The sequence below is a fragment of the Kitasatospora sp. NPDC023118 genome (assembly GCF_055560875.1).
In genome coordinates this window covers 210,752-223,188 of record NZ_JBVHHW010000001.1, presented here as the reverse complement: position 1 = coordinate 223,188, position 12,437 = coordinate 210,752, and the positions used below count along the sequence as shown (strand labels likewise).

The 12,437-nt window shown below is 71.1% G+C and carries 14 protein-coding genes; 2 read left to right on the top strand and 12 right to left on the bottom strand.

Translation table 11 applies throughout. From position 1 onward, the window contains the following. Nucleotides 1-24: 24 nt before the first annotated feature. The 5 genes from ACZ3UD_RS00985 to ACZ3UD_RS00965 form a co-directional block, all read right to left on the bottom strand. Entirely contained in the window at nt 25-1,164 is a 1,140-nt protein-coding gene (locus ACZ3UD_RS00985; protein WP_465580831.1) for an FG-GAP-like repeat-containing protein, read from the bottom strand. 68 nt (nt 1,165-1,232) lie between these two features. Then, the gene (locus ACZ3UD_RS00980; RefSeq protein ID WP_465580829.1) at nt 1,233-3,329 is read right to left on the bottom strand and encodes a glycoside hydrolase domain-containing protein; all 2,097 of its coding nucleotides are present in this window, start codon (nt 3,327-3,329) and stop codon (nt 1,233-1,235) included. Between the two features lie 181 nt (nt 3,330-3,510). Further along, on the bottom strand, nt 3,511-4,950 hold the full coding sequence (locus ACZ3UD_RS00975; RefSeq protein ID WP_465580827.1) for a C40 family peptidase: 1,440 nt from the start codon (nt 4,948-4,950) through the stop codon (nt 3,511-3,513). Between the two features lie 103 nt (nt 4,951-5,053). Then, entirely contained in the window at nt 5,054-5,329 is a 276-nt protein-coding gene (locus ACZ3UD_RS00970; RefSeq protein ID WP_465580825.1) for a hypothetical protein, read from the bottom strand. Nucleotides 5,330-5,366: 37 nt separating this feature from the next. After that, nucleotides 5,367-5,594 carry a hypothetical protein gene (locus tag ACZ3UD_RS00965; protein ID WP_465580822.1) on the bottom strand — a complete coding sequence of 76 codons (228 nt, stop codon included), beginning with the start codon at nt 5,592-5,594 and terminating at the stop codon, nt 5,367-5,369. A gap of 353 nt (nt 5,595-5,947) precedes the next feature. On the opposite strand from ACZ3UD_RS00965, the gene ACZ3UD_RS00960 reads away from it, so the two are divergent. Continuing rightward, complete coding sequence (locus ACZ3UD_RS00960) at nt 5,948-6,934, top strand: LuxR C-terminal-related transcriptional regulator (protein ID WP_465580820.1); 987 nt, start codon at nt 5,948-5,950, stop codon at nt 6,932-6,934. A gap of 170 nt (nt 6,935-7,104) precedes the next feature. Further along, complete coding sequence (locus tag ACZ3UD_RS00955; protein ID WP_465580817.1) at nt 7,105-7,884, top strand: VOC family protein; 780 nt, start codon at nt 7,105-7,107, stop codon at nt 7,882-7,884. A 76-nt stretch (nt 7,885-7,960) separates the two neighbouring features. On the opposite strand, the gene hisF is transcribed toward ACZ3UD_RS00955, so the two are convergent. Genes hisF through ACZ3UD_RS00920 form a run of 7 tightly spaced genes read right to left on the bottom strand, consistent with a single transcriptional unit; the run spans nt 7,961 to nt 12,434 of the window. Beyond that, complete coding sequence (hisF, locus tag ACZ3UD_RS00950) at nt 7,961-8,731, bottom strand: imidazole glycerol phosphate synthase subunit HisF (protein ID WP_465580815.1); 771 nt, start codon at nt 8,729-8,731, stop codon at nt 7,961-7,963. After that, nucleotides 8,728-9,174 carry a RidA family protein gene (locus ACZ3UD_RS00945; protein ID WP_465580813.1) on the bottom strand — a complete coding sequence of 149 codons (447 nt, stop codon included), beginning with the start codon at nt 9,172-9,174 and terminating at the stop codon, nt 8,728-8,730. Before ACZ3UD_RS00945 ends, hisF begins: the two co-directional genes overlap by 4 nt. After that, a complete protein-coding gene (gene priA / locus ACZ3UD_RS00940; protein ID WP_380609355.1) occupies nt 9,171-9,896 on the bottom strand; it encodes a bifunctional 1-(5-phosphoribosyl)-5-((5-phosphoribosylamino)methylideneamino)imidazole-4-carboxamide isomerase/phosphoribosylanthranilate isomerase PriA in 726 nt (241 codons plus the stop codon). Before priA ends, ACZ3UD_RS00945 begins: the two co-directional genes overlap by 4 nt. A gap of 22 nt (nt 9,897-9,918) precedes the next feature. Further along, nucleotides 9,919-10,554: an imidazole glycerol phosphate synthase subunit HisH gene (gene hisH / locus ACZ3UD_RS00935; protein WP_465580811.1), complete on the bottom strand. Its 636-nt coding sequence runs from the start codon at nt 10,552-10,554 to the stop codon at nt 9,919-9,921. Between the two features lie 39 nt (nt 10,555-10,593). After that, complete coding sequence (locus tag ACZ3UD_RS00930) at nt 10,594-10,746, bottom strand: hypothetical protein (RefSeq protein ID WP_465581390.1); 153 nt, start codon at nt 10,744-10,746, stop codon at nt 10,594-10,596. Further along, nucleotides 10,743-11,336 carry an imidazoleglycerol-phosphate dehydratase HisB gene (gene hisB / locus ACZ3UD_RS00925; protein ID WP_465580809.1) on the bottom strand — a complete coding sequence of 198 codons (594 nt, stop codon included), beginning with the start codon at nt 11,334-11,336 and terminating at the stop codon, nt 10,743-10,745. The genes ACZ3UD_RS00930 and hisB overlap by 4 nt, the downstream gene beginning before the upstream one ends. Nucleotides 11,337-11,342: 6 nt before the next feature. Then, on the bottom strand, nt 11,343-12,434 hold the full coding sequence (locus ACZ3UD_RS00920; RefSeq protein WP_465580807.1) for a histidinol-phosphate transaminase: 1,092 nt from the start codon (nt 12,432-12,434) through the stop codon (nt 11,343-11,345). Nucleotides 12,435-12,437 lie beyond the last annotated feature (3 nt).

The window sequence follows — 12,437 nt, the reverse complement described above, 5'->3', positions numbered from 1 at the left end:
CGGGCCCGCCGTCCGACCTTCGGCCTACCAGCCGCCGGTGCCGATCTCGGTGCGGGAGCTCAGCCCCTTGCCGGTGCCCTTGTAGAGGTAGAGCTTTCCGGTCTCACCGGGCGCGGACTCCACCGCCGCCAGGTCACCGATGCCGTCACCGGTGAAGTCCGCCCCCGCGTAGTCGGAGATCCCGTTCCAGCCACCGGAACCGATCTCCACCCGGTCGCCCAGGCCGTGGCCGTTGCCCGGGTACAGCCACAACTTCCCCGTGGACGTCTCGGTCGCCACCAGGTCGTCCTTGCCGTCCTTGTTCATGTCACCAGGGCTGACGATCTTGTTCATCCCGTTCCAACCACCGGAACCGATCTCCACCCGGTCACCCAGGGACCCGCTGCGGCCGGGATACAGCCACAGCTTCCCGGTCGAGTTCTCGGTCGCCACGACATCGGCGACGCCGTCGCCGTTGAAGTCGCCCACCGCGGTGTTGTTCATGCCGTTCCAGCCGCCGCTGCCGAGCTCGATCCGGCCTTCGATGCCGTGGCCGTTGCCCGGGTACAGCCAGAGCTTGCCGGTCGACTTCTCGGTCGCGACGATGTCGTCCCCGCCGTCACCGTTCAGGTCACCGGCCGCCAGGTTGCTCATCCCGTTCCAACCACCGGAACCGATCTCCACCCGGCTGCCCAGCGTGCCCGACCCCGTCCCCGGGTACAGCCACAGCTTCCCCGTCGACACCTCCACCGCCACCAGGTCCTTCTTGCCGTCACCGTTGAAGTCACCGGCCGTCAGGTTCGTCATCCCCGGGTCCGACGGGCCTGCCGGGTACGGGTCCGCATGGTCGGTCGAGAGTCCGGTGCCGGGGCTGCATCCCCATGCGCCGGCTCCCTGGTCGGCGAGGATCTTCTCGGCGATCAGGATCTGTTCCTTCTTGGTCGCCTGGTGCGGATAGGCCGCGTACTGGGTGCCGCCGTAGTGCCGCCAGTTGTCCTCGGATATCTGGAGGCCGCCGTAGTAGCCGTTGCCGGTGTTGATGGACCAGTTGCCGCTGCTCTCGCAGGCGGCCACCTTGTCCCAGGTGCTGACCGACGCGGCATCGGCCGTGCCGGCGAGGCCGAGGGGTGCGAGGCTCAGCACGAAGACGGCCAGGCTCCTGCGCATGCGGGTGTGTGCGGACATGGGTGTTCTCCCCCTGGAATCGGTGTTGGCTGACGTTCGTTCAGTACTGCTTCGTTGCGTTCGACGGCTCACCAGCCGCCGGTGCCGATCTCGGTGCGGGAGCTCAGACCGTTGCCGGTGCCCTTGTAGAGGTAGAGCTTTCCGGTCTCACCGGGCGCGGACTCCACCGCCGCCAGGTCACCGATGCCGTCACCGGTGAAGTCCGCCCCCGCGTAGTCGGAGATCCCGTTCCAGCCACCGGAACCGATCTCCACCCGGTCACCCAGACCACGACCCGTCCCCGGGTACAGCCACAACTTCCCCGTGGACGTCTCGGTCGCCACCAGGTCGTCCTTGCCGTCCTTGTTCATGTCACCAGGGCTGACGATCTTGTTCATCCCGTTCCAGCCACCGGTACCGATCTCCACCCGGCTGCCCAGCCCGCCCGACCCCGTCCCCGGGTACAGCCACAGCTTCCCGGTCGAGTTCTCACTCGCCACCAGGTCCTTCTTGCCGTCACCGTTGAAGTCGCCCACCGCGGAGTTGTTCATCCCGTTCCAGCCACCGGAACCGATCTCCACCCGGTCACCCAGACCACGACCCGTCCCCGGGTACAGCCACAGCTTCCCCGTCGACTTCTCGGTCGCCACGATGTCGTCCTTGCCGTCACCGTTCAGATCACCGGCCGCCAGGTTGCTCATCCCGTTCCAACCACCGGAACCGATCTCCACCCGGCTGCCCAGCGCGCCCGACCCCGTCCCCGGGTACAGCCACAGCTTCCCCGTCGACACCTCCACCGCCACCAGGTCCTTCTTGCCGTCACCGTTGAAGTCACCGGCCGTCAGGTTCGTCATCCCCGGGTCGTCCACCGAGGCCTTGGCGGCGACGTCGACGTAGTTCCGGTCGATGTTGATGGAGGTGCCGCCGTACGACTCCGTGACGTCGCCGGCGTACTGGTGGACGCGCTGGTGGTTGGACCAGTACCCCGCCGGGATGTAACTGTCGTCGGTGTCCGCGGCGTTGTTCCAGTTCGCCGCCCAGGCCACGTCGGGGCGGTCGAAGCCGGACGAGTTGTACACGGCGACCATGTCCTTGATCCCGCTCGACGAGGAACTGTAGACGCCGGAGCGGAAGTTGAGCTCGTGAAGTCGACTGGTCCAGCCCGACAGGTAGTTCAGCACGTTGGTGCGGTAGCCGGAGGAGTAGGCCTCCATGTCGACGTAGAGCACCGTGCCGTTGGTGAAGCCCAGGCCCTGGGCCAGGTTGACCGCGGCTTCCGCCGCCGCCCGGCCCTGGCCCTCGGCGTCCGAGGAGGAGATCCCCGCGGCCTGGGTGCCCGCGTAGATGGGCAGCAGGTGCCAGCCCGCACCGCTCTGCTGCGCGACCCACGACGCGGTGAGGTTGTTCTGCGCGCAGACCCGGGTCGGACCGCCGATGTAGATGCCCACGCCCCGGTAGGGCGAGGAGGCCCAGTCCGACATCGCGCCGGACGAAGGGGCGGCGCAGGCGTCGAACGCCTTGCCGGTGTAGCCGGTGCTCGGCGTCGCCGACGAGGCCTCCGACGCCGCGGCGGGCGCGGCGGGCGCGGCCAGGGCGCCCGGTGCGGCCTTCGGTGACTGCGGCACCGGTACCGGGGCCGCGGTGGCGCCGCCCTCGATCGCCGCGGATGCGAGGATGCGCTGCACCGCGGCGGCGGACGAGGCGACGTGGCTCGCCGTCACGTAGACGCCGGCGCCCTCGAAGGCCACCCGTGCCTCCTGGCCGACGCTGTCCGGCAGGGACGGGACGCCGCGTCCGGCGGGCACCGCGACGGTGGTGAGGTCGGCCCGCTCGGCGGCACCGGCGAAGGTCTCGACGACCAGCGCGTCCGCCTTCTCCCCGATCAGGTGGGTCGGACAGTTCTGGTCCGCGCCGGGGTGGCCGAGGTAGACGGTGTTCCGGTCCAGCCGGACGCAGGTGTCGGGAGCCTGAGCCAGGTCGACCACCGACCAGCTCGACGGCACCTGGAGCGAAAGCCCTTGGTACGTCACAGTCTTGACGTTCTGACCGACAGCGGAAGGATCAGCCGCCGGCCCGGCGACGACGGGCTCGGCCGCCTGGGCGGCCGGGCTCAGCGGCAGGGCGGCGGTGAGGGCGCCGGCCGCCACGACGAGCGAGGCGACGCCCCTCAGACGATGGTGGTTCACGGATCTCCAAGCAGACGGGCACGGCGGAGCCGCCCGGGGACGGATCCGGGCAGGGCGGCACGCAGCGGGGGGAAAGGCGAACGAGGGAAAGGGGGGTGGGCGGGGTGGGCCCGCACGGTGGTCGCGGGCCCACCCGGTTGCGGCGGCCGACCGGGCGAGGTCGGCGGAGCCCCTACGCGGTCTACCAGCCGCCGGTGCCGATCTCGGTGCGGGAGCTCAGACCGTTGCCGGTGCCCTTGTACAGGTAGAGCTTTCCGGTCTCACCGGGCGCGGACTCCACCGCCGCCAGGTCACCGATGCCGTCACCGGTGAAGTCCGCCCCCGCGTAGTCGGAGATCCCGTTCCAGCCACCGGAACCGATCTCCACCCGGTCACCCAGGCCGTGGCCGTTGCCCGGGTACAGCCACAGCTTCCCCGTGGACGTCTCGGTCGCCACCAGGTCGTCCTTGCCGTCCTTGTTCATGTCACCAGGGCTGACGATCTTGTTCATCCCGTTCCAGCCACCGGAACCGATCTCCACCCGGCTGCCCAGCCCGCCCGACCCCGTCCCCGGGTACAGCCACAGCTTCCCGGTCGAGTTCTCACTCGCCACCAGGTCCTTCTTGCCGTCACCGTTGAAGTCACCCACCGCGGAGTTGTTCATCCCGTTCCAGCCACCGGAACCGATCTCCACCCGGTCACCCAGACCACGACCCGTCCCCGGGTACAGCCACAACTTCCCCGTCGACTTCTCGGTCGCCACGATGTCGTCCTTGCCGTCACCGTTCAGATCACCGGCCGCCAGGTTGCTCATCCCGTTCCAACCACCGGAACCGATCTCCACCCGGCTGCCCAGCGCGCCCGACCCCGTCCCCGGGTACAGCCACAGCTTCCCCGTCGACACCTCCACCGCCACCAGGTCCTTCTTGCCGTCACCGTTGAAGTCACCGGCCGTCAGGTTCGTCATCCCCGGGTCCGACGGGCCGTCCTCGCGGATGGACTTGTTGCGGACCGGCACGAAGGTGCCGTAGCCGGGGTAGTACGGGTAGGGGATCTCGCGGTAGTGGACGCCGCTGCCGGTGAACTCGTAGCCCATGTAGTGGTCGGAGTCGGTCCACTTCTCGAACAGCACCACATGGCCGCTGGCCCCGCTGTTGTCGTTGAGCAGCGCGTCGCCGGCCTTGAGGTCGCCCTTGCTGATCCCCTCGGTGACGCCCTGCGGGCCGAAGGTGTCGGTGGTCAGCGAGTCACCGAGCTTCCAGGCCATCGAGACGTAGCCGGAGCAGTCGGTGCGGTACCCGTTGTGCGAGCCGGTCCAGCTGTAGTCGAGGCCGATGCCGACCCAGGTCTTGGCGCGCTGGATCGCCTCGCTCCGGGTGACCGCGGGGGCCAGCACCGAGGCGGCGGCGGACGAGCCGTCAGCGGAGGGCGCCTGGAAGGATCCTGCGCCCTTGCCGGCGCCGACCGGCTGGCCGGCGCCGCCGTACTCGCCGCCCGCGACCGCGGTGGCGGTCGTGGGGGCGGTCGTGGGGGCGGGTTCGGCGGCGAACGCGGCGCCGCCCTGGACGAGCAGCCCGAGCGACAGCGAGCCGGCCAGGCCGAGGGCGACGGCGGACGTGCGGAGATAGGCCTTGCGGGACATGAGAACTCCTGGAAAGGGCATTCGGAGGACCGGTGCGGCGAAGAGCGCCCGGATCACCGGAAGAGGGAGCGCCGGAGGAACTCCGGCAGGATGTGGACGGCCGTCAGCCGGCGACGGAGATGCGCCAGGACCGGAAGACCGGAGACCGCGAGATGGCGGCGGAACAGATGGCCAGCGAATGGGCGGGGGCGTTGTCGCCGCTTCCGCCGCTGGTGAAGATGATGAGGTCGATGGAGTCCTGACGGACTCTCGACTGGACGTGCTCCAGGCCGCCGCAGGGATCGGCGTGGGCCCAGAGCACGTCCTTGAGGACATGGGCGTCGGCCCCGGTGGGCGGACGCGGGTCGGGGCTCGTCAGGGTGAGACGGACAATGTGCATCGGGCTCGGTCCGCGTGGCCGACGCCGACGGCAGCGGTCACTTCTTGTTGTCCCAGCTGATGCTGCCCGGGTCGCCCAGGCCGGGCTTGCCGGTCCCGCTCGGGGTGGGGGCGCCCGGGGTGGGCACGCCCGCGCCGGGGTCGCTCGCCGCGGACACGCCCGCCACGGTGACCGGTGCGGCGGCGGCGGTGACGGCCGGCAGAGCGAGCGTGGCCACCACTGCCGCAGCCGCGAGAACACCGGAAACGCGAGCGGAGATCCGCATGGAGAACAACCCCCTGGTTGATGGTCGATCGGTTCGTCGAACGGGCGACGGCTGCTTCCCGTCTCCCACCGGCCCGGGGCTCGGCGCCCCTGCGGCTCGGTGATCCCTATCCTGCAAGCCCGACCGGCGCTCCGGAAGGCCTTCCCCGAGGCACCATCAGGCCTGGCACCATCGCGCCACCCCAGCCCCGGCTCTCCACTGCCGCCTCAGCGGTCCGGGCCCGCCACCGCCACCGCACCGGCCCCACCGACGGTCCGTCAGCTCTCCTTGCACACACGTGTGCGAACTGTGAGAATCACGCGAGCGGCCTTGACGTTGCCGGGCCGCCCGCATCGCCGTGACCGGGGGGAATCGTGCTCGAAGTACTCGGACTGGACCCGACGGCGGAAGCCGTCTACACCGCCCTGCTGGTCGAGCCCGGCTGCGGGGTCACCGACCTCTGCCGCCGGCTCGGCCTCTCCGAGACCACCGTTAGGGAAGCCCTCGACCAACTCGCGGACCTGACGCTGCTGCGGCCCTCCCAGGAGGTTTCCGGCGCGCTGCGCCCGGTCAGCCCGGCGGTCGGCCTGGAGGCCGTCCTCCGCCGCCAGGAGGACGACCTCGCCCGCCGCCAGCAGGAGCTGGCCGCCAGCAAGGCGGCCGTGGCCCGGGCCGTCGCCGCCTACGCGGACCTGGTGCCCAACACCGCCTCGGACGCCACCGAGCGCCTGGTCGGGATGGACGCGATCCAGGCCAAGCTCGAGATGCTGGCGCGCGGCCTCCGGGAGGAGTTCCTCGCCGCGATCTCGGGCGGGGCGCAGTCCCAGGCCAGCATGGACGCCGCCCGCCCGCTCGACCAGGACGCCCTGGAGCGCGGCGTCGCCATGCGGACGCTCTACCAGGACAGCGTCCGCAACGACCAGGCCACCCACGCGTACGCCCAGTGGCTCACCGAGCTCGGCGGCCAGGTGCGGACGGCGCCCCTGCTGCCGCCCCGGCTGCTGGTCTTCGACCGGCGCACCGCCGTCGTCCCGATCGACCCGACGCGGACCAGGCTCGGGGCGCTCTGCACCAGCGAGCCCGGTCTGGTGGCCTCCTTGGTCGCCCTGTTCGAACAGGCCTGGTCCACCGCCGTGCCGCTCGGCGCCGACCAGCCCACCCATCACGACACCGGCCTCACCCCGTCCGAACGCGACCTGCTCCGCCTGCTCGGGACGGGCCTGACCGACGAGGCTGCCGGCAAGCGGCTCGGCATCTCGCTGCGCACCGTGCGCCGCCAGATGTCCGCCCTGATGGAGCGGCTCGATGCCGCCAGTCGCTTCGAGGCCGGCCTCAAGGCGGCGCAGCGCGGCTGGCTGTAGCCGCGCCCGGCCGCGCCCCGCAGCCCAGCCGACCGATAGCCCAGCCGACCGGCCGCGCCCCGGCTGCGGATGTCAGTACCCGGGTGCAGACTCGCAGGTGGCCGGGGAGGGGGCGTGCGCGCGCCCGACGGAACCGCCCCGGTCACTCTCCGTCGAAGGGGCACCACCTCATGCTCACCACCGACTTCCCCACCGGCTCGCCCTGCTGGATCGACCTCGGCACCCCGGACATCCCGGCCACCGCCGCGTTCTACGGCAAGGTCTTCGGTTGGACGTTCCAGGAGGTTCCCGACACGGGCGGTTACGGGTTCCTCCAGTCGGGCGGAAAGACCGTCGGCGCGCTCGGCAACCTCGACGCGGGCGCCCGGTCCGCCTGGACGACGTACTTCCGCACCGCCGACGTGGACGCGACGGTCAAGGCGGCCGAGCAGTCCGGTGCCACGGTCCGGGTCCCGCCGATGGACGTCATGCAGGAGGGCCGGTTCGCCGCGCTGACCGATCCGCAGGGCTCCGAGTTCGCGGTCTGGCAGGCCGGGAACACGGTCGGCCTGGACGCCGTGTCCGAGGACAACACGCTGGTCTGGTCCGAGCTGCACACCAAGGACCAGGACGGCGGTTTCTCCTTCTACCACGGCCTGTTCGGCTGGCGGGTGGAGAACTTCGAGCCGTCCCCGGGGATGAGCTACCGGGTGATCTCCACCGCCGAGGGCGACCAGCAGCAGACGAGCTTCGGTGGCATCGCCCCGACGATGCAGCCGGACCAGCCGTCCGCCTGGACGCCGTACTTCGCCGCCAACGACGTGGACGCGCTGATCGTCAAGGCGACGGCGGCCGGCGGCACCGTGCTGATGCCGGCCGAGGACGTGGAGAACGTCGGCCGGATCGCCTGGCTGGCGGACCCGAACGGCGCCCCGTTCGCCCTGATCAAGGGCGAACCGCGCGAGTCGTGAACAACCACGCGGGTCGTGAACACGCGTGAGGGCCCGCCGCACACCGGCGACGGGCCCTCACGCACGACAGCACAGGTCACCGGACGGGGTGCCCGGCCTCCCGCAGCGCGTTCTTGACCTCGCCGATCCGCAGGTCCCCGAAGTGGAACACGCTGGCCGCCAGCACCGCGTCCGCGCCCGCCTCCACGGCCGGCGCGAAGTCGGCGAGCTTGCCGGCCCCGCCGGAGGCGATGACGGGCACCGAGACGGCCTTGCGCACCGCCCGGATCATCTCCAGGTCGTAGCCGTCCTTGGTGCCGTCCGCGTCCATGGAGTTGAGCAGGATCTCGCCCGCCCCCAACTCGGCGGCGCGGCCCGCCCATTCGACGGCGTCCAGGCCGGCGCCCTGGCGCCCGCCGTGGGTGGTGACCTCGTAACCCGAAGCGGTCTCCGTACCCTCAGGGCAGCGCCGGGCGTCCACCGAGAGCACCAGCACCTGCCGCCCGAACCGCTGGGCGATCTCGCGGATGAGCTCCGGCCGGGCGATGGCCGCGGTGTTGACGCCGACCTTGTCGGCGCCGGCCCGCAGCAGCTTGTTGACGTCCTCGACGGCGCGGATGCCGCCGCCGACAGTGAGCGGGATGAACACCTGCTCGGCGGTGCGGCGGACCACGTCGTAGGTGGTCTCCCGGTCGCCGGAGGAGGCGGTGATGTCGAGGAAGGTCAGCTCGTCGGCGCCTTCGGCGTCGTAGAGCTTGGCCATCTCGACCGGGTCGCCGGCGTCGCGCAGGTTCTGGAAGTTGACGCCCTTGACCACCCGCCCGGCGTCCACGTCCAGGCAGGGGATGACTCGTACTGCGAGGGTCACGGCTGTTTGCCTTCCAGGGTCTTTGCCAGCCCGGCACGGTACGCGTCGATCTCGACCTCGACCAGCATCCGGGAGTCGATCAGCCCCTCGACCACCACCATGGTGGCCACCGGGCGGGCGGCGTCGAAGAGTTCGCGGTGGGCGCGGCCCACTTCCTCGGCGTCGCGGACGTGGGTGATGAACATCCGGGTGCGGACCACGTCGTCCGCGGTCAGACCGTACGCGGCCAGGGCCGAGAGCCCGACGCCGAACGCGGCGAGGGTCTGCCGGTACGGGTCGCCCTCGTGCTCGATCCGGCCGTCCACCAAGGCGGTGGAGCCGGCCACGTACACGTGGTCACCCGCGGCGACCGCCCGGGAGTAGCCGAACTCCTCCTCCCAGGGGGAGAAGCCGCCGACCCGGCCGCGTACGACCTGACCGCGTACGATCCGACCATCCGTCATCCTGAAACCGCCTCCAGGGCCTCTTCGAGGGTGAACTTCTGCTCGTAGAGTGCCTTGCCCACGATGGCGCCCTCGACACCCTCGCCGACGAGCGTGGCGATGGCGCGCAGGTCGTCCAGCGAGGAGACGCCGCCGGAGGCGACCACCGGGCGGTCGGTGGCGGCGCAGACGTCGCGCAGCAGCTGCAGGTTGGGGCCGGTCAGGGTGCCGTCGCGGTTGACGTCGGTGACGACGTAGCGGGCGCAGCCCTCCTGGTTGAGCCGCTCCAGCACGTCGAAGAGCTGGCCGCCGTCGCGGGTCCAGCCGCGGCCGCGCAGGGTGGTGCCGACCACGTCGAGGCCGACGGCGATCTTGTCGCCGTGCTCGGCGATGGCCTTGGCGACCCACTCGGGGGCCTCCAGGGCGGCGGTGCCGAGGTTGACCCGGGTACAGCCGGTGGCGAGGGCGCGGGCGAGCGACTCGTCGTCGCGGATGCCGCCGGACAGCTCGACCTTGATGTCCAGCTGGCCGGTGACCTCGCGCAGCAGCTCGTAGTTGCTGCCCGTCCCAAAAGCAGCATCCAGGTCGACCAGGTGCAGCCACTCGGCGCCGGCGTTCTGCCAGGCGAGGGCGGCGGCCAGCGGCTCGCCGAAGGAGGTCTCGGTGCCGGAGGCGCCCTTGACCAGGCGGACGGCCTGGCCGTCCCGGACGTCAACGGCGGGAAGCAGTTCGAGGCGGCTCATCAGTTACACAACTCTCAGACGGTCAGAGGGTGTTGACCCAGTTGGTCAGCAGGGCGGCGCCGGCGTCGCCGGACTTCTCGGGGTGGAACTGGGTGGCCCACAGCGGGCCGTTCTCGATCGCGGCGACGAACGGCTGGCCGTGCGTGGCCCAGGTGACCAGCGGCGGGTTGATCCGCGCGCTGTGGGTCTCCAGCTCCCAGCGCCGCACCCCGTAGGAGTGCACGAAGTAGAAGCGGGTCTGCGGGTCCAGGCCGGCGAACATCCGGCTGCCCTCGGGCACGTCCACGGTGTTCCAGCCCATGTGCGGGACGACCGGGGCGTCCAGCGGCTCGACGGTGCCCGGCCACTCGTCGCAGCCGGCCGTCTCCACGCCGTGCTCGACCCCCTTCTCGAAGAGGATCTGCATGCCGACGCAGATGCCCATGACCGGGCGGCCCCCGGCGAGCCGGCGGCCGATGATCCAGTCCCCGCGGACCGACTTCAGCCCGCGCATGCAGGCCTCGAAGGCTCCCACGCCGGGGACGAGCAGGCCGTCCGCGGCCATCGCGGTGTCGTAGTCGGAGCTGACCGTGACGTTCGCCCCGGTCCGCTCCAGAGCGCGCTGCGCGGAGCGCAGGTTGCCGGAGCCGTAGTCGAGGACGACGACGTTCTTGCCCATGTGTTCAGGTGTCCAGTCTCTCGGCGGCGGGCGGCGGGTCTACAGGCGCATGAGGCCGGAGGCCAGGCACATCACGGAGCCGAAGGCCAGCACCAGAATGACGCCCTTCGACTGCTTCTGCTTCCAGAAGGAGATCACCCCGCCGGCCAGGAAGAGGCCGACGAAGATGAGGATCATCGCGGTGTTGTTCACAGCGCACCCTTGGTCGAGGGGAGGATTCCGGCCGCGCGCGGGTCCCGCTCGGCGGCGTAGCGCAGCGCCCGGGCCAGCGCCTTGAACTGGCACTCCACGATGTGGTGCGCGTTGCGCCCGTACGGGACGTGCACGTGCAGCGCGATCCGGGCCTGGGCCACGAAGGACTCCAGTATGTGCCGGGTCATCGTGGTGTCGTAGCTGCCGATCATCGGCGCCATGCCCTCGGGCTCGGTGTGCACCAGGTAGGGCCGGCCGGAGAGGTCCACGGTGACCTGGGCGAGGGACTCGTCCAGCGGCACCGTGCAGTTGCCGAAGCGGTAGATGCCGACCTTGTCGCCGAGCGCCTGCTTGAAGGCGGCGCCGAGCGCGAGGGCGGTGTCCTCGATGGTGTGGTGGGTGTCGATGTGCAGGTCGCCGTCGGTCTTGACGGTGAGGTCGAACAGACCGTGCCGGCCGAGCTGGTCGAGCATGTGGTCGTAGAACCCGACGCCCGTCGAGATGTCGGTCTTGCCGGTGCCGTCGAGGTCTATCTCGACCAGGACGGAGGTCTCCTTGGTGGTGCGCTCGACGCGTCCGATGCGGGACATACGGGGTTACAGCTCCTTGATCACAGTGCGGACGGCGTCCAGGAAGGCGTCGTTCTCGGCGGGCGTACCGGCGGTGACGCGCAGCCACCCGGGGACGCCGTTGTCACGGACCAGGACACCCTGGTCGAGGATGGCCTGCCAGACGGCGTGGGTGTCGGCGAAGCGGCCGAACTGGACGAAGTTGGCGTCCGAGTCGGTCACCTCCAGACCCATCGCCCGCAGCGCGTCGACCAGCCGGTCGCGCTCCTCCTTGAGCCGCCCGACGTAGCCGAGCAGGGTGTCGGTGTGCTCCAGGCAGGCCAGCGCGGTGGCCTGGGTGACGGCCGACAGGTGGTACGGCAGGCGCACCAGCTGGACGGCGTCGACCACCGCCCGGTCGGCGGCCAGGTAGCCCAGGCGCAGGCCGGCGGCGCCGAAGGCCTTGGACATGGTGCGGCTGACCACCAGGTTGGGGCGGCCCTCGATCAGCGGCAGCAGCGAGGCGCGGTGCGAGAACTCGACGTACGCCTCGTCCACCACCACCAGGCTGGGCCGGGCGGCCTGCGCGGCCTCGTAGAGCCGCAGCACGGTGTCGGCCGACACCGCCGTCCCGGTCGGGTTGTTCGGCGAGCAGATGAACACCACGTTCGGCCGGTGCTCGGCGATGGCGGCGAGCGCGGCGTCCACGTCGATGGTGAAGTCGTCGCCCCGCGGACCGGAGATCCAGGCGGTGCCGGTGCCCCGGGAGATCAGCGCGTGCATCGAGTACGAGGGCTCGAAGCCCAGCGCGCTGCGGCCGGGGCCGCCGAAGGTCTGCAGCAGCTGCTGGAGCACCTCGTTGGAGCCGTTGGCGGCCCAGACCTGCTCGCGCGCGACCGGGTGGCCGGTGGTGCGGGTCAGGTAGGCGGCCAGGCCCTCGCGCAGCTCGACCGCGTCCCGGTCGGGGTAACGGTTGAGGTTGCGGGCGGCCTCGGCGACCCGCTCGGCGATCCGGGCCACCAGCTCCTCGGGGAGCTGGTACGGGTTCTCGTTGGTGTTCAACTGGACGGGTACGTCCAACTGCGGTGCGCCGTACGGGGACTGGCCGCGCAGCTCGTCCCGGATGGGGAGATCGTCCATACG